Origin of the sequence: Mesorhizobium ciceri WSM4083 (assembly GCF_000519305.1) — a bacterium.
Classification (GTDB): Bacteria; Pseudomonadota; Alphaproteobacteria; order Rhizobiales; family Rhizobiaceae; genus Mesorhizobium; species Mesorhizobium ciceri_B.
Genome location: NZ_KI912610.1, coordinates 1,129,569 through 1,154,070 on the forward strand (window position 1 = coordinate 1,129,569; position 24,502 = coordinate 1,154,070).

Sequence of the window (24,502 nt, forward strand, 5' to 3'; positions counted from 1 at the left end):
GGCGGTCCTATACGTCAAAGACGGCCCGCGCGCAACACCTGCCAGGATGCGACGCTCTGTCCCCGGTCAGGGAAGCGTAAACCAGACCGGCAACATACCCGACAGCTGCGCCCCGTCGATCAATTCGAAGGCCGGCAGCGCGATGAGAAACACAAGGCCGTCGAGCAGCGTGGTCAGCAGCAAGCGGGGCTTGAAGCTGCCCGTATCGCCCTCTTGGTAGAGCGACAGTTTCGGGAAGAAGCGCGGCACCCGCGCCAGATAGGCCTGATACGGTGCGCCGAGCGCTTCCTTGAGGAACTTCTCTTCGCGCAGGATGACGATATGAAACGCCCCCGCGCACAAAAGCCCGAAGAGGATGATGCCGGAGAACGAACCGATCTGCGCGCCGACGCCGGCCGCGGCTACGGTCGAGAACACATAGAGCGGGTTGCGGGTTATCGAGTAGGGCCCGCCGGTCACCACCTCGGATGATTTGCGCCCGCCTATGTAGAGTGTCGCCCAAAGACGGCCCACTATGCCGAGGAAAATCAGCAGCACCCCGAACATTTCGATCGATTCGTGCACCGGTGTGTCGGGCGGAAACGTCGATTGACCAAATAGCAATGCTGCGAACAGCACGACCACGAGAACGGCAAGCACTATCCGGCGCATATGCTGGTAGTTGCCCAGCCCGTGTGCCTCGACGGGCGCAGACTTGATTTCATTGACCATGGCGGAATCCGATCGTCGAAAAATTTGCCGGCGATCGCAGCTTCTGGCCAAGAAAACAGGGCACCGCCGATCGTTGGGATGACTTGCAGGATAATTCAGGCGGATTTAATGCATGTCGCCTCTTTTGACTGCCTACCGCAGCTCAATACAGCCAGAAGAGGACGGGAATTACACCGCTTTCCTGTCCGGACTCGATGAGTTCGAAAAACGGTATGGAAACCAGAAACATCAAGCCGTCGCGCAGCGTGTGATTGAAGATGCGCGGTGTGAAGGTGACCTCGGCCTGATCGCGATAAAGCCGGGGATTGGGAAAAAAGCGCGGCACCCGTGCGACGTAGTCCTTGTACGGCGCCCCGAGCACGGTCGTCAAATGGCGTTCCTCGCGCAGCGTGACGATGTGGAACGCGGCCGCGCACAAAACCGCCGACGCTACCGCGACGATCGCGCTGCCGGTCTGGGTGCCGATGCCGACGGCAGCTATGGTGGAGAAAAAATACAGCGGGTTGCGCATCACCGAATATGGGCCGGTTGTAACCACTTCGGCAGACTTGCGGCCGCCGATATAGAGGATCGACCAGAGCCGGCCGCCGATCCCGATCAGTATCAGGGCGATCCCGTGCGCCTCTATGCGTTCGTGGGTCAGCTCATCGTGCAGTGAGCCGCCGAAGATCAGCAAAGCGCAAAAAGCGCCGATTAGCAGCGCCAGCAGGACGCGCCGGCGCCGCTGATAGCGACCCATTTCACTCGTAGAACGTGCCGCGGCGGTCATGGGGGGGAATCCTTTCGCCGCGAGGACCGGCAACCAGAATCCTTGTCGATGCAACTTGCGGAAAAATCATGGCGAAGACAAAACAAACAAAAGGCCGCCGAAGCGGCCTTTGCTTTTAACGGGGATCGCTCTAGCGCGGCGACAGCACCATCATCATCTGGCGGCCTTCGAGCTTCGGTTCCGCCTCGACCTTGGCGATCGTCGCCACTTCCTCGCGGACCTTGTTCAGAAGCTGCATGCCGAGTTCCATATGCGCCATCTCGCGGCCACGGAACCGCAGCGTCAGCTTGACCTTGTCGCCTTCCTCGAAGAAGCGGCGAACCGCCTTCATCTTGGTCTCATAGTCATGGCTGTCGATGTTCGGGCGCATCTTGATCTCCTTGATCTCGATGACCTTCTGGTTCTTGCGCGCCTCGGCCGCCTTCTTCTGGTTGGCGTATTTCAACTTGCCGAGATCGAGGATCTTGACGACAGGGGGCACCGCGTTGGGCGATATCTCAACGAGATCGAGCCCGGCCTCTTCGGCCAGCAGCAATGCGTCGTTGATGGAAACATCGCCGCGGTTCTGGCCTTCGGCGTCGATAAGCTGGACCCGGGGAACCCGGATGTCACGGTTGGAGCGCGGGCCATCCTTGGTCGGCGCCGCTGCTTTGAAAGGTCTGCGAATGGTCGTGGTCTCCTTGGCCGTTTCGTTCAGGATTTGTCAGTGTTGATGCATGGACGCGCCAATGTGGTGAGCGCGCGGGCGGAGTCAATAGCACAGCATTGACAGAAAATCACCCTGATCGCTGCCCTGCACCAAACAAAGAACATAGTGAGCACTTTTCGCCACGCCACCGGCCGTGTCACAAGACCGGCTTGAGGAAAAAGCCATGAACGCCACGCCCCCAACCTTTCTGGATGTCGACGGATCGCGCATCGCGGTGCGCCATACGTCAGGTGATAGGCCGGGCATCGTCTGGCTCGGCGGTTACAAGTCCGACATGCTGGGCACGAAAGCGCAGACGCTGTCGGACTGGGCGGCAAAAGAAAGCCGCGCCTTCCTGCGCCACGATTATTCCGGCCATGGCGAATCCGGCGGCGCCTTTGCCGACGGCACGATTTCGACATGGCTTGCACAAAGCCTTGCCGTGTTCCGGCATTTCACCAAGGGCAGGCAAATCCTGGTCGGCTCCTCGATGGGGGCCTGGATCGCGCTGCGCATGGTGCAGGAATTGCGCAAGGCTGATGACAGCAACGTCGCTGGCCTGGTGCTGCTGGCGCCGGCACCGGATTTCACCGCCGAACTGGTCGAACCGGTGCTGACCACGGCGCAGAAGCGCGATCTCGCCAAAAAAGGTTTCTTCGAAGAGCCGTCGGACTATTCCGCCGAACCCTACATCTACACCCGCGCCCTGATCGAGGATGGGCGCGCCAACCGGGTTATGACGGGCCCGATCGACACCCATTGCCCGGTGCACATCCTGCAGGGCCTGGCAGATGCGGACGTGCCTGCAAGCCACGCACTGAAGCTGGTCAGCCTGCTGCCGGCGGACGACGTGACACTGTCGCTGATCCCTGACGGCGACCACCGCCTGTCGCGCCCGCAGGATCTCGACATGCTGGTGCGGGCCGTCGATGCGATGGCGCAGAGGGGAATCTGATGCGCCTTTCCATTCCGATATCCGCCTTCGTCGCGGCGATCGTCGGCTTCGGCGGCACGCTGGCCATCGTCATCGCAGCCGCCAACGCAGTCGGCGCGACGCAGATCGAGACGGCAAGCTGGGTGACGACGATCTGCCTGGCCATGGCGATCGAGAGCCTGTGGCTGTCATGGCGCACGAAAATGCCTGTCATCACCGCCTGGTCGACGCCGGGCCTGGCGCTGATCGCGGCATCGAGCGGCTTTTCGATGAGCGAGGCCGTCGCCGCCTTTATCGTCACCGGTGTCCTTCTGATCGCCACCGGGCTGTTTCGGCCCCTGACGAAGCTGATCTCGAGGATACCGCCCTCCGTCGCCTCGGGCATGCTGGCCGGCATCGTCGTCACCTTCGCGCTCAATGCGGTGAAGACTGTTCCCATCGACCCGTGGCTGATCCTGCCGCTGATTGCCGCCTTCTTCGTCATCCGCCTGTTCAACCCGGCGCTGTCGGTGCTGGCCGTGCTGATCGGTGGTGGCCTCGCCGCTTTCCTCACCGGCCGTGTCGGTGGCCTGCCGACACCGGAACTGTCGACGCTGACGCTGATTGCGCCTGATTTCACCGCCAAGGCGATGATCGGCCTGGCACTGCCGCTCTATCTCGTCACCATGGCCTCACAGAACCTGTCCGGCCTCGCCGTGCTGCGCGCCGCCGGCTATCACCCGGAGCCCGGCCCGCTGATCGGCGTCACCGGCCTGTTTTCGCTGCTGTCGGCGCCGTTCGGCGGCTCGACGACCAATCTGGCGGCGATCTCGGCGGCGATCTGCACCGGACCGGACGTCCACCCCGATCCTGCCGAGCGCTGGAAGACCGGGCCGTTCTATGCGCTCGCCTATCTCATTTTTGCTATTTTCGGCGCTTCGCTGGTGGCGATCTTCGCGGTGCTGCCGCAGAGCCTGATCGTGCTGGTGGCAGGCCTGGCGCTGATGGCGTCGCTCGCCAACGCGCTGTCTATCGCGCTGAAGGAAGAGGCGGATCGCATGGCCGCCACCGTCACCTTTGTCGTCACCGCGTCGGGTCTGACGCTGTTCGGCGTTGGCGCCGCATTCTGGGGCCTGATTGCCGGGCTGGTCGTGCTTTTCCTCGATATGATCAAAAAGCGATAATCATTTCAGATGCTTGTCCGGATTTGGCGGACATTGTCTTGAATCGCCGTTTTTCTCTTCCCATTTCGATTCCACGCAGCCGGGTTTGGCTGTCTCCAACCGAAGGAATGGGAGAAAATGAACGCATCCGCATTGATCCGTCCGGCCTGGACGCCGGCAACCATCGCGTTGATGGTTGTGGGTTTCATGGTGTTCTGGCCACTCGGCTTCGCCATGCTCGCCTACATCATCTGGGGCGACCGCCTCGATGGCTTCAAGCGTGACGTCAACCGCGCGACCGACGGCATCTTCGCCGGATGCCGCCGCGGTTCCGACAAGGCCGCGCGCTGGGGCAATGGCTCTGCCCGCACCGGCAACGTCGCTTTCGACGACTGGCGCGAAAAGGAACTGGAGCGGCTGAACGAAGAGCGCCGCAAGCTCGACGAGATGCTGACCCAGTTCGACGAGTATGCCCGCGAATTGCGCCGCGCCAAGGACCAGGACGAGTTCGACCGGTTCATGGCCAACCGCAACAAGTCGACGGCGCCGACGAAGACCGATCCGGGCGCTGGGACAACGACCACCAAGCGTGGCAAGGGTTCGAACCTGCTTGACGACTGAGGCCAAGCGACTGGCCACATCGTGAAAGGACGGCGTCGCGCGAGCGGCGCCGTTTCTTTTTTGTTCTAGTCGTTTTTCTCGAATCGCGTATCGTCCCGCCATGACTCTCGGCTTCTTTCGCAATCTGACAAAGCCCAAGCCCACGCCTGTTGTGGAGCGCGAATATTGCGTCGCCGGCCGCACGCTGCCGCTCAAGATCGTCGAGAGCGCCAGGGCGCGCCGAATGACGCTGCGCATCGATTCAGGCGGCCAGGGTCTGCGCATCACCGTGCCGCCAGGCCTGCGCCGCGGCGAAGTGGACAGGTTCCTCGAGCGGCATCAGGACTGGCTGGAGCAGCGACTGGCCAAGGTGCCGACGCGGCCGCAGGTGCGGCCCGGCATCAAGATCCCGGTGCGCGGCGTGCCGCACCGCATCGTCCATGAACCGTCAAAGCGCGGCACCGTCACCGTGTCGCGCGACGAACGTGGTCCGCTCTTGATCGTGCATGGCGACCGCATACATCTGCCGCGCCGCCTCGCCGATTTCCTCAAGCGCGAGGCCAAGAAGGAAATCGAGAAGCTGGTGGCCAAACACACAGAGGCGCTCGGCAAGCGCGCCAAGGCGATCCGCTTCAAGGACACGTCAAGCCGCTGGGGGTCATGCACCTCCGAAGGCAATCTGTCCTTTTCCTGGCGCATCATGATGGCGCCGTCGCCGGTCATTAACTATCTCGTCGCGCATGAAGTGGCGCATCTCAAGGAGATGAATCACGGTCCGAAATTCTGGAAATTGTGCGAAAAGCTCTGCCCCGACACCGATCGCTGCAAGGACTGGCTGAAGCGCAATGGCGGTGCGCTGCAGGCGATCATGTTCGAGTAGATCGCTCAATCGTCGTTGGCGGCATTCAAGTCCTCAGGCCGCAACCCCTCATCGCCATGATGCGGCCACGGCAGGAAATTGCCGTCGAATTCATCGCCGCCGAAATAGTCGAGCGCCCGGTGCGCCTCGGCGCCGTTGAAGGCGGCCTTGTCGATCAGGTGCGCGATGACCTCGCGCGCCTGCGCGATCTTCTGCCTGAGTTCGGCTACAGTTCTGTCGGTCATGATCGTGCTCCCGCCTTGTATCCTGTCCATTCATAGGTAGCGCCTTTGGCCGTGCCGGCAAACAGCATGCTTTTTCTCGACTCTTTTCGCTTTTCATGCCAATTCCCGCGCCATGGCACTCGACATCAAGATCTGCGGCTTGAAGACCGACGGGGCAATGGCCGCGGCGCTGGCCGGCGGCGCCAGCCATGTCGGGTTTATCTTCTTCGCCAAAAGCCCGCGCTATGTCGAACCCGCCGAGGCTGGCCGTCTGCGCGAGGCTGCGCGCGGCAAGGCGATGGCGGTTGCCGTCACCGTCGATGCCAGCGACGCCTTTCTTGATGAAATCGTTGCCGAAATGCAGCCTGACATGCTGCAGCTGCATGGCGCGGAAACGCCCGAGCGCGTCGCCGGGGTCAAAGCCCGCTATGGCCTGCGGGTGATGAAGGCGCTGCCGCTCAGCGAGGCCGCCGATCTGGAACGGATAAAGCCGTTCATCGGCATAGCCGACCGGCTGCTGTTCGACGCCAAGCCGCCGAAAGGCTCCGAACTGCCGGGCGGCAACGGCGTGGCCTTCGACTGGCACATCCTCGCCGGCCTTGACGGCAGCGTCGATTACATGCTTTCCGGTGGGCTCAACGCCGCCAATATCGGCGATGCCCTTCGGCTTGCCGACCCGCCCGGAATAGACATTTCCTCAGGCGTGGAAAGCGCACCCGGCGTCAAGGATCCGGCGCTGATCGAACAGTTTTTCCGGGCCGTCAGGGCCGCGCGGAACACCCGCGCAGCCTAGTAGTGCCTTAAACCAGAGCATGTTCCGGAAAAGTGGGAACCGGTTTTCCGACAAGGACATGCTTCATAAGTCAAGATGCCAGGAGATCGGCGATGAACAGGCCGGCGACACCTAATTCCTTCCGCACCGGACCCGACGAACAGGGCATGTTCGGCATTTTCGGCGGTCGTTTCGTTGCCGAAACGCTGATGCCCCTGATCCTCGACCTCGAGCGGCACTGGAACGAGGTCAAGAACGATGCGGATTTCAGGGCCGAGCTGACTGACCTTTCGACCCACTATGCCGGGCGGCCATCGAAGCTTTATTTCGCGGAAGGGCTGACGAAGCATCTTGGTGGCGCAAAGGTTTATTTCAAGCGCGAGGATTTGAACCACACCGGTTCGCACAAGATCAACAATTGCCTCGGCCAGATCCTGCTGGCCAAGCGCATGGGCAAGAAGCGCATCATCGCCGAGACCGGTGCAGGCCAGCACGGCGTGGCGTCGGCCACGGTCGCGGCCCGCTTCGGCTTTCCCTGCGTCGTCTATATGGGTGCCACCGACGTTGCCCGGCAAAGCCCCAATGTCTTCCGCATGAAGCTGCTGGGCGCCGAAGTGCGGCCGGTGACCGCTGGTCACGGCACGCTGAAGGACGCCATGAACGAGGCGTTGCGCGACTGGGTGACCAATGTCGAGGACACCTATTACCTGATCGGCACCGCCGCCGGCCCGCACCCCTATCCGGAGCTGGTGCGCGACTTCCAGTCGGTGATCGGCATCGAGGCGCGCGCGCAGATCCTCGAGCAGGAAGGCCGGCTGCCGGACACGATCATCGCCGCTGTTGGCGGCGGCTCCAACGCCATCGGCCTGTTCCATCCCTTCCTCGACGACAAGGAGGTCCGCATCATCGGCATCGAGGCCGGCGGCCGCGGTCTCGACGGCATCGAGCATTGCGCCTCGATGAATGCCGGCGCGCCCGGCGTGCTGCACGGCAATCGCACCTATCTCCTGCAGAACGCCGACGGCCAGATCATGGACGGCCATTCGATCTCAGCCGGCCTCGACTATCCCGGCGTCGGGCCGGAGCATTCCTGGCTGCGCGATTCAGGCCGCGTCGAATATGTGCCGATCCTCGACGACGAGGCGCTGGAGGCCTTCAAGCTGACGACGCGCGTCGAAGGCATCATCCCGGCGCTGGAATCGGCGCATGCCATCGCGCATGCGGTGAAGATCGTGCCTGCCATGGACAAGGACCAGATCGTCATCGTCAACCTGTCCGGCCGTGGCGACAAGGACGTGCATACCGTAGCCTCGATGCTGGGCATGGAGATCTGATCATGGCCACCCGCATCGATCGCCGCATGGCGAAGCTCAGGAACGAAGGCCGCCCGGCGCTCGTCACCTATTTCATGGGCGGCGACCCTGACTATGACACCTCCTTGTCGATCATGAGGGCACTGCCCAAGGCTGGCGCCGACATCATCGAGCTCGGCATGCCGTTCTCCGATCCGATGGCCGATGGCCCGGCGATCCAGGCAGCGGGCCTGCGGGCGCTGAAAGGCGGCCAGACGCTGGTCAAGACGCTGAAGATGGCGGCCGACTTCCGTACTGGTGACAATGAAACGCCGATCGTGCTGATGGGCTACTACAATCCGATCTACATCTATGGCGTCGACCGCTTCCTCAAGGACGCGATCGCCAGCGGCATCGACGGGCTGATCGTCGTCGACCTACCGCCGGAGATGGACGAGGAACTGTGCATTCCGGCGCTCAAGGCCGGCATCAACTTCATCCGGCTGGCGACGCCGACCACCGACGACAAGCGCCTGCCGAAAGTGCTGCAGAACACGTCCGGCTTCGTCTATTACGTGTCGATGACCGGCATCACCGGCTCGGCACTGGCCGACACCGGCAAGGTGGCGGCGGCGGTCAAGCGCATCAAGGGCCACACCGACCTGCCGGTCTGCGTCGGCTTCGGCGTCAAGACCGCCGAGCAGGCGCGGGTGATCGGCGCCAATGCCGATGGCGTCGTCGTCGGCACCGCTATCGTCAATGCGGTGGCCAATGTGCTGGGACCGAAGGGCGAGAAGACCGCCGACCCGGCCGAAGCCGTCGCCACGCTGGTCAGCGGCCTTGCGCAAGGCGTGCGCTCGGCCCGCCTTGCTGCTGCCGAATAGTTCTCCTACCTCTTCCCAATCCTCGTCAGGACAGGAGCCGAAGCGATGAACTGGATCACCAATTACGTTCGCCCGAAGATCAATTCGATGCTCGGACGGCGCACCGACATGCCCGAGAACCTCTGGATCAAGGATCCGGAGACCGGCGAGATGGTGTTCCACAAGGATCTGGAATCCAACCAGTTCGTCATTCCCTCGTCCGGCCATCATATGAAGATTTCGGCCAAGGAACGGCTGAAATTCTTCTTCGATGGCGGTAAATACGAGACCCTGGACAACCCCAAGGTGATGCAGGATCCGCTGAAATTCCGCGACGAGAAGCGCTATGTCGACCGGTTGAAGGACGCCAAGGCCAAGACCGGCCTTGAGGACGCGATCATCAATGCGCTGGGCACCGTCGAGGGTCTGCCGGTGGTGGTCACGGTGCAGGACTTCGCCTTCATGGGCGGCTCGCTCGGCATGGCCGCCGGCGACGCCATCGTGCATGGCTTCGAAGTGGCCCTGCAGCGCAAGCGGCCGCTGATCCTGTTCGCCGCCTCCGGTGGCGCGCGCATGCAGGAAGGTATTTTGTCCCTAATGCAATTGCCGCGGACAACGGTCGGTGTCGACCGGCTGAAGGAAGCCGGCCTGCCCTACATCGTCGTTTTGACCAACCCGACCACGGGCGGCGTGACCGCCTCCTATGCCATGCTGGGCGACGTGCACATCGCCGAGCCCGGCGCGCTGATCGGCTTTGCCGGACCGCGCGTCATCGAACAGACGATCCGCGAGAAACTGCCCGACGGCTTCCAGCGCTCCGAATATCTGATGGAGCACGGCATGGTCGACATGGTGGTGTCGCGGCTGGAGCTGCGCGAAACCATATCGCGGCTGCTAAAAATGCTGCTCAAGCTGCCGGAGGAGCAAAAGCCGCTGGAGCCGGAAATCCTGCCGCCGGCGGTGGTCGCCGCGGAAGCTCGGCCGCAAGCCTGAAGCGACACGAAGCGCCGCGACCGCGATTGCACGGAGGCTTCGGCGCGCTGTAGCTTTTGATTGCCATGGCCATCCGAAACCGATTCTGGTTTTCACGGCTCATGCGCTAGGATTCTGCCATGACGACGCTTGCCGCCGACCGCGAAATCGAAGCCCTGATGGCGCTTCATCCGAAAGGCTTCGACCTTTCGCTCGACCGCATTTCGCGGCTGCTGGAGCGGCTTGACAATCCGCAGGATCGGCTGCCGCCGGTCATCCACATCGCCGGCACCAACGGCAAAGGCTCGTGCGCCGCCTTTTCGCGCGCGCTGCTCGAGGCTGCGGACTACCGCGTCCATGTCCACACCTCGCCGCATCTGGTCCACTGGTATGAGCGTTACCGGCTGGCCGCCGATGGCGGCGGCAGGCTGGTCGAGGACAGGGTTTTCGCCGATGCCATTGCTCGTGCGGCCAGAGCCAATGAAGGCGAGAAGATCACCGTCTTCGAGATCCTCACCGCCGTCACCTTCCTCTTGTTTTCCGAACACCAGGCCGACGCCGCCGTCATCGAGGTCGGGCTCGGCGGCCGCTTCGACGCGACCAATGTCGTCAAGGAGCCGGCCGTGTCGGTGATCATGCCGGTGTCGCTCGACCACGAGGCCTATCTCGGCGACCGGGTCGAACTGATCGCGGCCGAAAAGGCCGGCATCATCAAGCCCGGCTGTCCGGTGGTCATCGGCGCGCAGGAGAGCGAAACGGCGCTGCAGGTGCTGATCGAAACCGCCGAGCGGCTTGAATGCCCCACCTTCGTCTACGGCCAGGACTTCCTTGCCTTCGAGGAAAACGGCCGCATGGTTTATCAGGACGAAGACGGGTTGATGGACCTGCCGCCGCCCAGGCTGCCCGGCCGCCACCAGTTCGCCAATGCGGCGGCGGCGATCGCCGCGGTCAAGGCGGCCGGTTTCGAGATCAGCCATCGCGCCGCCGAAAAGGCGATGATCAATGTCGCCTGGCCCGGCCGCATGCAGAAGCTCGTGCAGGGCCGGCTGGCCGAACTGGCACCCAAGGGCGCTGATATCTGGCTCGACGGCGGCCACAATCCCGGTGCCGGCGTGGTGGTTGCCGAAGCGTTGGCCGAGCAGGAGGAGAAGAACCCGCGTCCGCTGTTCCTCATCTCGGGCATGATCAACACCAAGGACCAGACCGGCTATTTCCGTGCCTTCAAGGGCCTCGCCCGGCATGTCTACACGGTGCCGGTGAGCCTGAGCGAGGCCGGCGTGCCTAACGACGAACTGGCGGTCCGCGCAACGGAAGCCGGGCTGACCGCCGAGCCGGTGAGTTCCGTCGCCAGCGCGCTGATGCTGCTGCGCGACACCTGGGACGGCCCGGCGCCACGCATCCTGATCAGCGGTTCGTTGTATCTGACCGGCGCGGTGCTGGCCGAGAACGGCACCCCGCCGACCTGAGGTCGGATTTGCGAGGAACCCGTCATGATCAAGGTCAAGCAGCTCGCCCACGTCTGCATCTTCGCGCATGACCTGGAGGCAACGCGAAGCTTCTATCGCGACGTGCTGGGCATGGATACGCGGTTCAATTTCCTGCGCGACGGCAAGATTTTCGGGTTCTACCTCGATTGCGGCGGCGGCAGCCATGTCGAGGTGTTTCAGAAGGACGGAGCCCGCTACAGCGAGCAGAACCAGATCAACCATTTCTGCCTTGAGGTGGAAAACATCGATGCTGCGATCGATCACATCAGATCGAACGGCATCGCCGTCACCTCAAAGAAACTGGCCTGCGATGACACTTTTCAGGCCTGGCTCCGCGATCCCGACGGCGTGAAGATCGAGCTGTTCGAATACACCGGCAAAAGCGCACAGTTCACAGGCGGCGACCGCATCGCCGACTGGTGAGACCAGCCAAGCCATGACACCGCATCAGGCGCCTTTCTAAGGGTCTCTGAAATCACAATGGTATCGATGAAAATCAAAGCTCCGTCCCTGTATGGACCTTGCCGCTTTCCCGGATGATTGCTTCGAGATCGATGTCAACGCTGATGCTTGCCGTCAGGCGGGAGTAGAAGAGGGAGGCCGGTTCTCGCCCGGCCTCCCGAATCTCATAGGATTCAAGTGCGCGTTCGACGATATCAGCTATTGAACGGTTTTCGCGACGAGCGAGTCGATAAGCAAGATCTCGTGCTTTTGCGCTGCGGACGGAAAGCTGGGGTTCGGCCATGTCAAACTCCCCTTTTTAGAAAGATAAAGATATGGCTTCTCGGGGCTTGCCATCAAGATAGCACGTGATGGCATGCCATCACTTCAACTCAATCTCGATAAAAGCGTATTCGCCTTCGTTGGCGTTGATGACGTCGTGCTCGACGCCTTCCTTGCGGAAATAGGGCGCGCCCTTCTTCATCTCGGCAAAGGATTCGCCGTCCTTGGTCAACAGCTTCACCTTGCCGTCCATCAGCGGCACGACGACATAGTCGTGGCCGTGGCGATGCCAGCCGGTGTTCTCACCCGGCGCGAAGCGGTATTCGGTGACGATGACGCGCTCATTGTCGATGAAGACGGTGGCCTTGGCGGATCCGGTCATGTCGTTTCTCCCTGCTTCTGCTGCCAACAGAAGACATGGAGCGGCCGGACGTCAGGGCCAGAGCGGCTCAGCGCATGACCCAAGGACGCGCAGCGCTGTAGGCGACGCCAACAAAAAGCCCGGCGCGAGGCCGGGCTTGATGATCACGAATTTCAGAAGGATCAGGCGAGGTTGCCGTTGATCCAGTGCGACAGCGCTGTCTTAGGCGCCGCACCGACCTTCATGTCGGCCATTTCGCCGCCTTTGAAGATCATCAGCGTCGGGATCGAGCGCACGCCGAACTGGGCGGCAAGCTCCGGATTCTCGTCGATGTTGAGCTTGGCGATCTTGACCTTGGCGCCAAGTTCGGTGGCGATGTCTTCGAGCGCCGGAGCGATCATCTTGCAGGGACCGCACCATTCCGCCCAGAAATCGACGACGACCGGTACGTTGGCGTCAAGCACGTCAGCCTGGAAGTTGCTCTTGTCGACCTTCACGGTTGCCATATGGAAAAATCCTTTTGAAAGTTTTTGTCCCACCAAATGTGGTGGTGGTCGCGCCCTTCTTCAAGCAGGTGTTGTGTCACGCTCGCGTGAGTCGAGCAAGGGCGTCGTCCATGGCGCCGGCCGGCAGTTCGATCAGCCGCGGCGCCTCGGTGAACAGCAAGGCCGCCTTGACCGCGCGGCCGGGATAGAGCGGCTGCAACAGGGCGCGATAGAGCGCCAGCTGCAGGACGTAGGCCGGCGGAACCTCGGCAAGCGAGCCGGGCGCCGGCCGGTTGGTCTTGTAGTCGACGATCGAGACCGCGTCCGATGTCACGGCCAAACGGTCGATCTTGCCGGAAATCGAGCGCTTTTTGCCCTTTACCTCAAGGCTGCCCATGATGGCGACCTCGGCGCGTGACGCCGGTGCAAACAACTGACCGAAGCCGGGATAGGCAAGGATCGATGTAACCGACGCCAGGGCCTTTTCACGCTCTGATGGCGGCCAGTCCGCACCGGTTCGCAAGAGATAGCGTTCTGCCGCGCCCGCGCGCTCGGGCTCGGCAATACCGGGCAGCATCTGCAGTAGTTTGTGCAGGGCAAGCCCGCGCAGCACGGCAAAGCCCGGCTCGGCATCGGCATCCAGCACCGGCGACGCCTTGTCGACCACGGCTTCCTTGCCTTCATCGATCAGCGCCGAGGCGCCCGATGGCGACAGCGGGCGCGGCAGATCCTCGAACGGCGGCAAAGGCCGAAACAGGGTCGACGGCAAAGGTCCGAAAGCATCTTTCGGCCGCGCCTGCTCGCTGGAAGCCAGTGCGACGGGCGGCAGCTTGGTGACATGGAAACGATGCACCGGTTCGCCACCGGCGGGATGCGGACGCTGTTCGCTCTCCGGAGCGCCGATCAGCGCGCAGCCGACGATCGAGTGCCAGGTGCCGGCGTTCGGCGCCCGCTTGCCGTGATAGCCGCAGACGATCAGCCGGTCCTCGGCACGGGTCATGCCGACATAGAGCAGCCGGCGGTACTCGTCGTCGGCGAGTTCCCGTGCCCGCGCCGCCGCTGCTTTGGAAAAGCCGTTGGCGACGTCGCTCGCCGAACGCCAGAGATAGCCTTTGCCGTCCCAGTTCGCGCCGGAGCCATCGAAAGGCATCAGACGCGGCAGATGCTGGTCGCTGAACGGTGCGGAACCGCCATCGACCAGGAACACGACCGGCGCTTCCAGGCCCTTGGCGGCGTGCACGGTCATGACCCGGACCTCGTCGCGGGTCTGGTCCATCTCGCGCTTGATCTCGGGACCGGCGTTTTCCAGCGTCGACAGGAAGGCTTCCAGCCCCGGCAGGCCGGTTCGCTCCTCGGCAAGGCAGAAGCTCAGGAACTCGTCGAGAATGTCGCCGGCTTCGGGCCCAAGCCGCGCGATCATCTTTTTGCGCACGCCATCGCGCGCCAGAAGGCCAGCGTAAAACTCGAACACCGGTTTGAAGGCGGCCTCATCAGTCCAGATGTCGACCTGGGCGGCGATCTTCGCCAGTCTCTCGCTTTCGCCGGCGTGCTGTCGCAGCGACGCGATCAGCGACAGACCCGACGGCCGCTCAGCGGCGAGCGTGAAAAGCGTCTCTTCCGGCAGATCGAAGATCGGGCTGCGCAGCACGGCGGCGAGCGACAGATCGTCCTGCGGCTGGATGAGGAGGTGACCGAGCGCGATCAGGTCCTTGACCGCGATGTGACCTGGTAGGCTCAGCCGGTCGGCGCCGGCAACCGGAATGTCGCGGCGTTTGAGTGCGCGGGTCAGCGCATGGACGAAGCGATCGCGCTTGCGCACCAGCACCAGCACGTCGCCCGGCCGCAGCCGCTTGCCGCGGCCTTCGATGATTTCGCCACTGCCGATCCAGCCGGCGATGGTGGCGGCGACGTTCTCGGCCACGCGCACCGCCGGCGCGTGCGCATGGTCGATGGCTTGCGTCCAGTCGTCGGGCTCATCGACGGCTTCAGTGCCGACCGATGGCCATACCTCGACATAGCCCGGGGCGTCGGTGCGGATCGCCTGGTGGCGCAACGGATCGGGATCATGGCTGATGCCGCGCCGCACGGCTGGATCGGCGAAGACGCGGTCGACCGCGGTCAGAACATCGTCGGTCGAGCGGAACGACCAGGTCAGCTTGAGGTCGGCAAAGGACGCCTCGGCGTCACGGACCCTCCCTGCAAACAATAGGCGGCTGTCGGCGAAGGAATCCGGGGCGGCTCCTTGAAAGGAATAGATCGACTGCTTCTCGTCGCCGACGGCGAAGACCGTGCGATGGACCCTGTCGCGCGCGCCAAAGCCGGCAAAGAATTCTTCCGCCAGCCGTTTCACCACTTCCCATTGATCCGGACTGGTGTCCTGCGCCTCGTCGAGCAGGATATGGTCGATGCCCTGGTCGAGCTTGTATTGTACCCAAGGGCCGGCGTCAGGCCGCGCCAGCAGGTTGACGGTGCGGGTGATCAGGTCGTTGAAGTCGAGAAAGCCGCGGCTGCGCTTCAGCATTTCGTAGCGGGCGATCAGCCAGCCGGCGATGGTCAGCGCCGCAGCCGTGCCTTCCAGCATCCGGAACAGGGCCAGCCGATCGGTGGTTTCGACGATGGCGTTGGCGGCCGAGAGATAGCGCTCCGCCAGATCCGGCAGCCGGTCGACCAGGGCCTTCTTGAAGGCCTTTGCCGGGTCGTAGGCGTCGCCATCGGTCTTGAGGAAGGCTCGCGCCAGCAGTTGCAGGCGGCGAATGGGATCGCCCTCGGCGAAAGCCTGCCGCGCATAGGGCAGGATGTTGTTCAGCACCGATCTGGCGTCGGTGGCCTCGGCGGCGTGGGCGAAGCCGGCAAAATAGTCGGGCAGGAAACCCGGCAACGGCCATACCGAAGCGGCTATGCCCTCGGCCGTCTGGCCTGGATGGAAATGGAATTCGTCGAACAGGGCCTGGAAGCGCGTGCCATCATGCCCGACGGCGTCGATGAAATGGCGCAAGCCGTCGCGCTTGCGCACGATCTCACCCAACAAGGCGTCGAGCCCGGCTTCGCCGCCCCGATCGAGAATGGCGGCAAAAGCCTCGGCCAGATCCTTGTCACCGGCGGCTGTGCCGGAGATCATGTCGCGGCGCGCCGCGGCAAACAGCGACGCTTCCATCTGGCCGTCGAGCATCTCGAAATGGGCCGGGATGTTGGCCTCCAGCGGAAACTGGTGCAGCACCGATTCGCAGAAGGCATGGATGGTCTGGATCTTCAGCCCGCCGGGCGTTTCCAGCGCCTCGGCGAACAGGCGCCGCGCCCGGCGCATGGTCTCAAGATCGGGCCGGCGGCCTTCCAGCGCCTCGACCTTTGCCGCCAGCTCCGCGTCACCAAGCGTCGTCCACTCCGACAGGGTCGAAAAGACCCGGTTCGACATGTTGGCGGCGGCGGCGCGCGTATAGGTCAGGCACAGGATCTTCGACGGATCGGTGCCGCGCAGCAGCAGCCGGATAACGCGCTGGGCCAGCACGTGGGTCTTGCCGGAGCCGGCATTCGCCGACACCCAGGCGGAATTGCCGGGATCGGCGGCACGGGCCTGGCTGTTCGCGGTGTCGCTGGGGATGGGATAGGCCTTCTTCATGCCTCCCCTCCCTCGTCGCCGGCATCGCCGCCTGCCGACCATTCGAGCACGCGGGCAAGATGGTCGTAATCGCCATCCGTCTCGCCTTCGCGGAACGGCAGCGCGCGCGACAGGTAGCCGGTCGCCGGGTCAGCATAGTGGATCAGCAGCTTTTCCAGCCGCGCCCAGGCCTCTTCGGCAAGATCGGTCGCGGTCCGCGGCTGGCGGTTGTGTTCGAGGATGGATTCCTCGAACACCTCGCCATTCGGCTTCAGCCTGATGAAGGCCAGTTGAGAGGGCGCGCGCGCGCCCAGATCCTTGAAGGCGCCGCGCCTGAGCAGCGCGCCCTCCAACGCCAGTTGCGGCGCAAGCAGTGTGTGCGCCTGCGCCTTGGACGGCGAGGAGCCGGTCTTGTAATCCAGTATATCGGCCATGCCGCCGGCCAGCAGATCGACCCGGTCGGCGTAGCCGGACAGAGTCACGCCGGATTGGCCCACGACAGTCTTGCCGGCGCGCTCCTCGGCATGGCGCCTTGTCACCGCATCGGCGCGCGTGCGCTCCCACTCGATTATGTTGGCGGCGAGTTTCTCGAAGCGCGGCCACCACACCGCCTCGACATCGGCCGGAAGTGCGGCTTCGGCGAAACAGGCGCGGCCTGCAGCGATGAGGCCGGCAAGCGCATCGGGGGTGCGCGGATCGGCGACGCTGCCTGAGAACAGGTGCAGAATGGCGTGAAACAGCGTGCCGCGCTCGGCCGCACCGGGGTCGCGGATGACCGGATCGAGCGCCATCAGGCCGAGGATGCGTCTTGCATAGACGGCGTAGGGATCGCGGCGCAGGGTCTCGATCTCGGTGACCGAGAAATGCGTGGGGCGCACCGACAGCGGCGGCTTCGGCTGCGGCCGTGGCGCGAAATCCTGCCTTGCGCCGGTATCCAGCGCACGTGTCCAGGTAAGCAGTTCGTCGCCACGCCGGCGCAAATCCGCTGCCTGGTCGCTGCCGATGAAGGTCAGCAGCCGCTGCAGCCAGCGCGACGGCACGGCAGGTGCATCGCCGGAACGCGCCGAGCGGGACAGCACCACCTTCCCAGCGCCCATGGCCATCTGGAAATCATGCGCGGCAAGGCCGATGCGCCGCTCGGGCGGTTCGAGGTCGATGCCGATCTTCATCAGCCGCGACATGAAGCGGTCGCTCTCGGGCTTGCGCGGCCATACGCCCTCGTTGAGCCCGCCGATGACCAGCGTGTCGACAGTCTGCAAGCGCGCTTCCAGCGCGCCCCATATGGCGATGTTCCGGTCGGTGCCTTGTGCCGGCTTGACCGTTTCAGGCGCGATCAGCGCCGCCATGATATCGGGCCACTCGGTCGCCGCGAAGGACAGCGAAGCCGAAGCCGCGACCAGCCCGCGCAGCAGTTCGGCAAGCTTCTCGCCGGCGTCACCGGCATAGAGTTCGCCAAGGCCACCGTCGGCGGTGCGGCCGAGATTTTCGAGTGCCACGACACTGGCCCTGACAAGCGCGGCAAGGTCGGCGTCGTCCCGGCCTCGGAAGGCTGCGAGCGGCGCCAGCGCCTGCTTGAGACGTTCGAGCAAATTCCGCGCAGTTTCGATAGAGCGCACGGTCAGCCGGGAAAACCAGAAGGGCTGCCGGCTGCCGCTGCCGAGGCCGGTGAGGCGGGCTTCGAACAGTTCCGGTAGCGAAACGATGTCGGGGCGGCCGGTGCCGCCGCGCAGCGCCACCAGTTCGATCAGCTCCGCCGCGTGGCGCACATCGGCCCGTTCGAGGCCGAGGCCGAGCAGCGGATGCTTGAGCAGCGACAACAGGCCAACCGGATCGTCTGGCCGGAACAGCGCCTCGAGCGCCAGCCTGAGCAGGCTGGCCGCCGGGGTGTTGGCGAGCGGCGTGCCACCGGAATCGTCGGCGACGACGCCGAAGCGCTGGAGCTCGATCGAGACGCGTCGCGCCAATGCGCGGTCGCCGGTGACGAGAGCCGCCCTTTGGCCGGGCTGTTCGACCGCGCGCTTGAGCGCGACGGCGATGGCGACAGCTTCATCACGTTCGCTGGCAGCTTCGAGCAAGGTCACCTCGGCGAAGGCGCCGGCAATGTCGGACGCCGGGAAACCGGCACGTGTCTCGGCCCAGAGTTCGGTGGTTTCGGCCGGCCGCAGCGCTTCGCCGACAAGGGCGGCGCGAAGCGCCAGTCGCGGTTCGGCCACGCCAATCTCCTCGACATCGCCGCGCAGCACGCCGACTTTGCCGATCAACCTGGCCAAACCATATTGCGGGTGGCCGAGCACGGCTGGACGCGCGCCGGGCGCGGCGATTGCCTGGAACGACGCTTCGTCCAGCGTACGGTCGAGGCCGGGCAGCACGATGGCGCCGCCGGGCAGGCGCGCGATCGCGGCAAGCAGTTCGGCCGTGGCGGGTATCGAGCCGGTCGAGCCTGCGGCGATGACCGGGCCAGCGGGCGGATTGCGCTGCAGCCGCGCCGCCTCGGCGCGGATCAGCGCGCTGCGATGCGCGGCCGGATTGGAGCGGTCGCTTTCCGCGAGGAATTTCGGCCAGGCTTCGGTGACGATGCCGAGGAATTCGAGGGTCACCTGCCACCATCCGGCAAGGTTGCCGGTCACCAGATCGGTGAGCTTGGCCCAGTCCGTTCCTTCCGTCTCGATCTCGTCCATCAGCCGGGCAAGATCGCGCGCCAGCCAGATTGCGTCGGCGGTGGAAGCCGGGATGACGATCTCCTCGGCGAAAAGGGCGGCGACATGCGCCGGTAGCCGGCGTTTCCAGGCCCGAACCAGCGGCGTCAGCAGCAACAGGCGTTCGGTTGCCGAAATCGGCGGCGCGAGATCGATGGCTGCCGATGCCTCGGTCTCGAACGCGGCCTCATCCTCGTCGAACTCGCCCAGTGGCCGGATGACCGGCAGGATTGCCGAACCGCCGCCGCCGCGTGCCGCCAGGCTGTCGACGAAGACACCCCGCAAGGCACGCGCGGCACGGCGTGTCGGCACGTAGATGGTGACATCGGCCAAAGCGAGCGGGTCGCCGTCAAATCGGAACCCCGGCACGAGGCGACCGGCAAGCAGCGCCTCGGCAAGCGTCGGCAGAAACGGCGCTCCGGGCGGGATCGAGAAAACGCGGCTGGAGCCGCTCATTGCGACTCGATGAGCGCACCGGCGACCGCCGCTTCCGCGAGCGGTACGGCATCGGGCGTGCCGACGGTGATCCAGTGGCCATGCATGGGCATGCCGAACAGGCGGCCGGCCGCGATGGCGGAATCGAAATAGGCGTTCAGCGAGTGCGGCCCGGCCGGTGCACCCTCGAACAGGCGCGGATGGACGATCGCCGCGCCGGCATAGATCAGCCCCGCCGGATCCCCCTTTGAACGCCGCAAGCCGCCGTCCGGCGCCACCAGGAAATCGGTGCTGCCGCAGTGTCCGGTCGCCTGTTGGAGATCCGCCAGCATCAGCAGAATATCCATTTTCGCTGCGTCCCATGCAAGGGCGAGGCGCTGGAGATTGAGAGGACCGTCATCGATCCAGAAGGTGTCGGCGTTGAGGATGTAGAAAGGCTGATCGCCCAGTTCGGGCAACGCCTTGACGATGCCGCCGGCGGAATCGAGCAGTTGTTCGCTCTCATCGGAAATGACGATTTTTGGCGCGCGGCGGGCAGTGACATGGGCGACGATCTGTTCGGGAAAGTAGTGGACGTTGACGACCGCCTTGCCGACGCCGGCGGCGGCCAGGCTGTCGAGGCTCCAGTCGAGCAATGTCTTGCCGGCTATCCTGACCAGCGGCTTGGGGATGGTGTCGGTGATCGGCCGCATGCGTTTGCCAAGCCCGGCTGCGAGTACGATGGCGGTGTCCGGTCCTGCTGTCACAGCGCTCGCTCCTCCAGTAAACCGTGAGCGTCGTAGAACTCGCGCAGGCTTGCCAGCGCCGGATGAGACAATGCCCGGCGCAGATAGTCGCGAATGCGCGGCAGGTGCTTCAGATAATAGGGCTTGCCGTCGCGTTTTTCGAGGCGGACGAAGATGCCGAGGATCTTGGAATTTCGCTGCGCCGCCATGATGGCGTAGGATTCCAGGAAGCTTGCCTCGTCGAAAGCCCCGGCTGTGTGGCGCGCTGCGACATAGGCATCCAGCGTCTGTTTCTCGATCTCGGGCGACATCGTAACACGCGCGTCCATGGCGAGCGAGGCGACGTCATAGGCGCAAGGGCCGATCAGCGCATCCTGGAAATCGACGATGCCCAGCCGATCATGCCCTGAACGGTCGCCGCGCCAGATGATATTGGGTGAATGGAAGTCGCGCAGCATCAGCGTGACCTCGCGGCCTTGCAGCCGGTCGAGCAGCGCATTCCATTGCTTGTGGTAACCGGCGCGCAAGCTCTCGCTTGCCGGAGCGCCAGTGATTGCCGGCACGTACCAGTCGACCAGCAGATCGGCTTCGATCATCATGGCGTCGCGGTCGAAAGGCGGCACATCGTGGAAGCCGCCTTGCCCTGTTTCCAGGCGCTGCGGCCAGGCCCTGCCATGCATCATGGCCAGCAGCTCGGCCGCTGCCGCGCAGCGCTCGGCCAGCGGCTGGCCATCGCCGCCGAGGAAACCTTCGGAACCAAGATGTTCGAGCAGCAGGAAACCTTGCTCCTGGTCCTCGGCATGGATTTCCGGAACGCTGACGCCGCCTTGCTTCAAGGCGCGGTCGATGGCAACGAAGGCGGAGACCGACTGGGCGGTGTGCGCGATCTCGGCATAGGGCTTGCCGTCGCGAACCGGCGGACCGAGCACCAGCCGCGGCGAGTTCATCAAGACCCGAGGCTTCTGGTCCGGCAACGAAACGATCTCGTAGGAGCGGGCTGAAGCATCGCCGATGAAATGGCGGCGCTGCGCTTGCGCCCAGCCGGCGTTCACGAGAAAGTCGCGCATGGCCAGCGATCGTGCCGCCCGATCGAAGGCATCACCCTGCCCCGACAATCGCGCCAACCGGCCGTCGCCATGCAGGACGAGCTCGATCAGGACCGTGGTTTTCGGCAGATGGGCTTCCGCCCGTTCCGGCCATTCGACCAAAGCAGCACCCTGCGCCAGGGCCTCGTCGAACCCAAGCTCATCGATCTCGTCCGCCGAGGACAGGCGGTAGAGATCGAAATGATGGACCGGAATGCGGGTGTCGTAGCTCTGCACCAATGTGAAGGTCGGGCTCGGAACGTCGAGACCGGCATCGTCGGCCAGGGTCCTGATCAAGGCCCGCGCCAGCGTCGACTTGCCGGCGCCGAGATCGCCCTTGAGGGCAAGCACGTCGCCTGGGCGCAGCGACAACGCAAGATCCTCGCCCAGCCGCGCTGTGTGTGTTTCGTCGGCGAGTAAACGCTCCAGCACCAATCCCGTCATCGAGCGCGCTACTCGGCCGCGGCGCGGATGCCCGGCATGTCTGGAAAGGTGCAGATGACGGTCGTGCCCTTGTCCTTGCCGGTTTCGATGCGAACGCTGCCGCCATGCAGCTCGACGAAGCTCTTGACTATCGACAGGCCAAGGCCGGCGCCGCGCCGGCGGCCGCCATTGGCGCGCGGCTCGAAACGGCGGAACACCGAATCGAGCACATCCGGCGGCATGCCGGGACCGTCGTCATGAACCGAGAATTCCACCCCGTCCGCCAGATGGCGGCAGGTGAGCCGGATGATGCTGGCTTCCGGAGCGTAATTGGCGGCGTTGCTGAGCAGATTGTAGAGGATCTGGCGGACGCGGACCTCATCGCCGTGAAACGTCTTCGGCGCCGCGATGGCGTCCACCTGGAGACTGATCGAATGCTCTTCCAGCCGGTCGGCCACCAGCTCGGCCGCAGCGGCGATGGTGCGATCGACCTGCACCTCGGAAATGTCGAGCTGCATGATGCCGGCGTCCACCGTCGCCAGGTCCAGGATATCGTTGACGATGGTGAGCAGGACCGAGGAGGACGAGCTGACATGCTCGACATATTCACGCTGCTTCTGCGTCAGCGGACCGGTCGTGGGCTGCGACAGGAGTTCGGTGAAGCCGATGATGTTGGTCAGCGGCGAGCGCAGTTCATAGGAGACGTGCTGGACGAATTCGTTCTTGAGCTGGTCGGATTTTTGCAGCGCTTCGTTCTTGTCCTTTAGCGCCCGCTCGACATGGACGCTGTCGGTGACATCGACGAAGGTCATCATCACTTGCCCGTTGGGTAGCGGGATCATGGCGTAACTCAGCACATTGCCGTTGTTGAGCTCGGTCTGTCCGTGGCGGTCGCGGCGCTCGTCGTCGAAGCCGGTGATGGCGGCAACGAAGCTGGGCCAGGGGCTGTCCGCGGCCTGCCGGTCGCAAAGGTCGCGTATCGTCGACACGTGGACACTGGGCTTGGCCGCTTCGCCGCTCAATCCCCAGAGCGTGGCAAAGGCAGGATTCGACAGCCGGAGCCTGCCGTCGGGTCCGAACACCGCCACGCCTTCGGCAAGATTGTCGAGCGTCTCGCCCTGGACCCGCACCGCTGTCTGGTAGCGGCTTTCGAGGTCCATCTTCTCGGTCAGGTTCTCGAACACCCAGGTCACGCCGCCCTTGGGCTGCGGGTTGGCGACGACGCGGATGGTCTTGCCATCCGGCAGATGCCACCAATGCTCCTGGGATTCTACGGCGCGATAGGCGCCGAGCAGGCCTTCCTTCCAGCGGCGCCATTCAGGCTGTTCGGCGATCTTGCCTTCGCTGCGCAGCCGGTCGAGCAGCAAGGCATTGTCGGGTGCGCTGTGCAGGAAGCCTGCGTCCAGACCCCAAAGCTTCTGGAAGGCCTGGTTGAAGAACCGCAGCTTCTCGTCGATGTCGAAAATGGCGACCGCCGTGTTAAGTTGGTCGAGCGTGTCGGCGTGGCTCCTGACGGTTCGTTCGTATTCGCCGCGAACGGTCTCGATGGCGCTGGTATCGCAGGCAAGGCCGGCCGAGCCATCGCTGCCGGCAAAATCGGTGACCGCGAACACGCGGCGGTCACCTTCGATCACGGTGGACAGCGACTGCTCGAAAACCGGATGCGTCTTGTGCTGGGCGGCAATCGCATCGCGCGCCTGGCCGCCGAGGAACTCTTTCTTCTCCCGAACCGCGGCTTCGGCATTCTCGGCTTCGACGGCATCGGCATAGGCGCGGTTGACCCACTTCAGCCCGCCATCCTCGCCGCGCAACCATGCCGGCATGTTCAGCGCGTCGAGCAGGCCGATCATCGTGTCGTGGTCGGCGGCCAGCCGCTGGTTCTCGATCTTCAGCCTGGCCTGGCTGCGCTGCGTCTCCGAGAGCGAGACGAAACGCACGAGCACATGCGCGGCACTCTTGCGGCCATGCACTTCCAGCGGTGCGCCGGCCTGCGATTCGATGACGAGGTCGAAGGGTTTGGCCTTTTCGCGCAATCCCGCGACGGCATGTTCGAGTGCCGCCGCCGAACGCGGCATCAGCCAGCGGCCGAAAGCGAGAAAAGCGGCCCTATCCTCGGGAGCGCCGCTTTCGACGGGCAATGTGCCGATGAGTTCGGGCTTCTTGTTTTCCGCGGCCCAGACGACGACGCGCTGGTCGCGCAGATTGAGCAGCGCCTCGGAGCGGCGGAGCGCAGCGTTGATGTCGGCGAGGCGGCTCCTGAGTTCGACATTCTCCGCCGAGGTGCGGGCTCTTTCGCGGATGAGAACGATGGCCGATATCAGTGCGGCACCGGTCACGCCGACGAACACGGCAAGCTGCATGACCTCGATGGCGCTCAGCGACAGTCCAGCGACGCTGGCAGCAGCGGTTTCGGCATGCGCGACGGCGCCAGCCAAGGGGCCCGCGAGCGCGGAGGTGGCAAGGAATGTCGACGCACGGGCGCGCCAGGAAAGGCTCCCGCCTTCCTGGGCGGAACCAGCAATCCCCGAATCGTCATGGCCGCCGGAAACGGCCCGTCCCGCTCTGTGCGGGTGTTGCCCCGGCATGTCTTGGTCCTCTCCGCCGCCTGAATGCAAGACCGCCCTGATGCGTGCCTCTCTTGACCCTCTCGGGCTGGAAGCA

General features: G+C 64.2%; 22 protein-coding genes. 10 read left to right on the forward strand and 12 right to left on the reverse strand.

Annotated features, from left to right (window positions below):
- Nucleotides 1-66 precede the first annotated feature (66 nt).
- The 3 genes from MESCI2_RS0131390 to infC all read right to left on the reverse strand — a co-directional run bounded on the left by MESCI2_RS0131390 (nucleotide 67) and on the right by infC (nucleotide 2,147).
- Complete coding sequence (locus MESCI2_RS0131390; protein ID WP_027039944.1) at nucleotides 67-711, reverse strand: methyltransferase family protein; 645 nt, start codon at nucleotides 709-711, stop codon at nucleotides 67-69.
- 142 nt (nucleotides 712-853) lie between these two features.
- Nucleotides 854-1,480: a methyltransferase family protein gene (locus MESCI2_RS0131395; RefSeq protein WP_027039945.1), complete on the reverse strand. Its 627-nt coding sequence runs from the start codon at nucleotides 1,478-1,480 to the stop codon at nucleotides 854-856.
- A 130-nt stretch (nucleotides 1,481-1,610) separates the two neighbouring features.
- The gene (gene infC, locus MESCI2_RS0131400) at nucleotides 1,611-2,147 is read right to left on the reverse strand and encodes a translation initiation factor IF-3 (RefSeq protein WP_013528312.1); all 537 of its coding nucleotides are present in this window, start codon (nucleotides 2,145-2,147) and stop codon (nucleotides 1,611-1,613) included.
- Between the two features lie 205 nt (nucleotides 2,148-2,352).
- Between infC and MESCI2_RS0131405 the strand changes: the two genes are divergently transcribed.
- The 4 genes from MESCI2_RS0131405 to MESCI2_RS0131420 all read left to right on the forward strand — a co-directional run bounded on the left by MESCI2_RS0131405 (nucleotide 2,353) and on the right by MESCI2_RS0131420 (nucleotide 5,724).
- On the forward strand, nucleotides 2,353-3,123 hold the full coding sequence (locus MESCI2_RS0131405; RefSeq protein WP_027039946.1) for an alpha/beta hydrolase: 771 nt from the start codon (nucleotides 2,353-2,355) through the stop codon (nucleotides 3,121-3,123).
- Nucleotides 3,123-4,265, forward strand: coding sequence for a benzoate/H(+) symporter BenE family transporter (locus MESCI2_RS0131410; RefSeq protein WP_027039947.1), 1,143 nt, complete (start codon nucleotides 3,123-3,125; stop codon nucleotides 4,263-4,265). Before MESCI2_RS0131405 ends, MESCI2_RS0131410 begins: the two co-directional genes overlap by 1 nt.
- Nucleotides 4,266-4,382: 117 nt before the next feature.
- Nucleotides 4,383-4,865 (forward strand): DUF2852 domain-containing protein, encoded by a 483-nt coding sequence (locus MESCI2_RS0131415; protein ID WP_027039948.1) that lies wholly within the window; start codon nucleotides 4,383-4,385, stop codon nucleotides 4,863-4,865.
- Nucleotides 4,866-4,965: 100 nt separating this feature from the next.
- Entirely contained in the window at nucleotides 4,966-5,724 is a 759-nt protein-coding gene (locus MESCI2_RS0131420; protein ID WP_027039949.1) for a M48 family metallopeptidase, read from the forward strand.
- 5 nt (nucleotides 5,725-5,729) lie between these two features.
- Here MESCI2_RS0131420 and MESCI2_RS0131425 read toward each other — a convergent pair whose 3' ends face one another.
- Nucleotides 5,730-5,948, reverse strand: coding sequence for a hypothetical protein (locus tag MESCI2_RS0131425; protein WP_027039950.1), 219 nt, complete (start codon nucleotides 5,946-5,948; stop codon nucleotides 5,730-5,732).
- A 112-nt stretch (nucleotides 5,949-6,060) separates the two neighbouring features.
- On the opposite strand from MESCI2_RS0131425, the gene MESCI2_RS0131430 reads away from it, so the two are divergent.
- The 6 genes from MESCI2_RS0131430 to MESCI2_RS0131455 all read left to right on the forward strand — a co-directional run bounded on the left by MESCI2_RS0131430 (nucleotide 6,061) and on the right by MESCI2_RS0131455 (nucleotide 11,736).
- Nucleotides 6,061-6,720, forward strand: coding sequence for a phosphoribosylanthranilate isomerase (locus tag MESCI2_RS0131430; RefSeq protein WP_027039951.1), 660 nt, complete (start codon nucleotides 6,061-6,063; stop codon nucleotides 6,718-6,720).
- 92 nt (nucleotides 6,721-6,812) lie between these two features.
- On the forward strand, nucleotides 6,813-8,033 hold the full coding sequence (trpB, locus tag MESCI2_RS0131435) for a tryptophan synthase subunit beta (RefSeq protein ID WP_027039952.1): 1,221 nt from the start codon (nucleotides 6,813-6,815) through the stop codon (nucleotides 8,031-8,033).
- A gap of 2 nt (nucleotides 8,034-8,035) precedes the next feature.
- Nucleotides 8,036-8,875, forward strand: a complete 840-nt coding sequence (trpA, locus tag MESCI2_RS0131440; RefSeq protein ID WP_027039953.1) for a tryptophan synthase subunit alpha — start codon at nucleotides 8,036-8,038, stop codon at nucleotides 8,873-8,875.
- 45 nt (nucleotides 8,876-8,920) lie between these two features.
- On the forward strand, nucleotides 8,921-9,847 hold the full coding sequence (gene accD, locus MESCI2_RS0131445; RefSeq protein WP_027039954.1) for an acetyl-CoA carboxylase, carboxyltransferase subunit beta: 927 nt from the start codon (nucleotides 8,921-8,923) through the stop codon (nucleotides 9,845-9,847).
- A gap of 119 nt (nucleotides 9,848-9,966) precedes the next feature.
- Nucleotides 9,967-11,292, forward strand: a complete 1,326-nt coding sequence (locus MESCI2_RS0131450; RefSeq protein WP_027039955.1) for a bifunctional folylpolyglutamate synthase/dihydrofolate synthase — start codon at nucleotides 9,967-9,969, stop codon at nucleotides 11,290-11,292.
- A gap of 24 nt (nucleotides 11,293-11,316) precedes the next feature.
- Nucleotides 11,317-11,736 (forward strand): VOC family protein, encoded by a 420-nt coding sequence (locus MESCI2_RS0131455; RefSeq protein ID WP_027039956.1) that lies wholly within the window; start codon nucleotides 11,317-11,319, stop codon nucleotides 11,734-11,736.
- Nucleotides 11,737-11,809: 73 nt separating this feature from the next.
- On the opposite strand, the gene MESCI2_RS1000000137680 is transcribed toward MESCI2_RS0131455, so the two are convergent.
- The 8 genes from MESCI2_RS1000000137680 to MESCI2_RS0131495 form a co-directional block, all read right to left on the reverse strand.
- Nucleotides 11,810-12,058 (reverse strand): plasmid stabilization protein, encoded by a 249-nt coding sequence (locus tag MESCI2_RS1000000137680; protein WP_081738949.1) that lies wholly within the window; start codon nucleotides 12,056-12,058, stop codon nucleotides 11,810-11,812.
- Nucleotides 12,059-12,136: 78 nt separating this feature from the next.
- The gene (locus MESCI2_RS0131465; protein WP_013528325.1) at nucleotides 12,137-12,418 is read right to left on the reverse strand and encodes a cupin domain-containing protein; all 282 of its coding nucleotides are present in this window, start codon (nucleotides 12,416-12,418) and stop codon (nucleotides 12,137-12,139) included.
- A gap of 161 nt (nucleotides 12,419-12,579) precedes the next feature.
- Entirely contained in the window at nucleotides 12,580-12,903 is a 324-nt protein-coding gene (gene trxA / locus MESCI2_RS0131470; protein WP_013528326.1) for a thioredoxin, read from the reverse strand.
- 76 nt (nucleotides 12,904-12,979) lie between these two features.
- Complete coding sequence (gene addA, locus MESCI2_RS0131475; protein WP_027039957.1) at nucleotides 12,980-16,498, reverse strand: double-strand break repair helicase AddA; 3,519 nt, start codon at nucleotides 16,496-16,498, stop codon at nucleotides 12,980-12,982.
- A complete protein-coding gene (addB, locus tag MESCI2_RS0131480) occupies nucleotides 16,495-19,629 on the reverse strand; it encodes a double-strand break repair protein AddB (RefSeq protein ID WP_027039958.1) in 3,135 nt (1,044 codons plus the stop codon). Before addB ends, addA begins: the two co-directional genes overlap by 4 nt.
- Nucleotides 19,626-20,354 (reverse strand): nucleotidyltransferase family protein, encoded by a 729-nt coding sequence (locus MESCI2_RS0131485; RefSeq protein WP_027039959.1) that lies wholly within the window; start codon nucleotides 20,352-20,354, stop codon nucleotides 19,626-19,628. The genes addB and MESCI2_RS0131485 overlap by 4 nt, the downstream gene beginning before the upstream one ends.
- A complete protein-coding gene (gene tsaE / locus MESCI2_RS0131490) occupies nucleotides 20,351-21,862 on the reverse strand; it encodes a tRNA (adenosine(37)-N6)-threonylcarbamoyltransferase complex ATPase subunit type 1 TsaE (protein WP_027039960.1) in 1,512 nt (503 codons plus the stop codon). The genes MESCI2_RS0131485 and tsaE overlap by 4 nt, the downstream gene beginning before the upstream one ends.
- An 8-nt stretch (nucleotides 21,863-21,870) precedes the next feature.
- A complete protein-coding gene (locus tag MESCI2_RS0131495) occupies nucleotides 21,871-24,426 on the reverse strand; it encodes a sensor histidine kinase (RefSeq protein ID WP_027039961.1) in 2,556 nt (851 codons plus the stop codon).
- Nucleotides 24,427-24,502 lie beyond the last annotated feature (76 nt).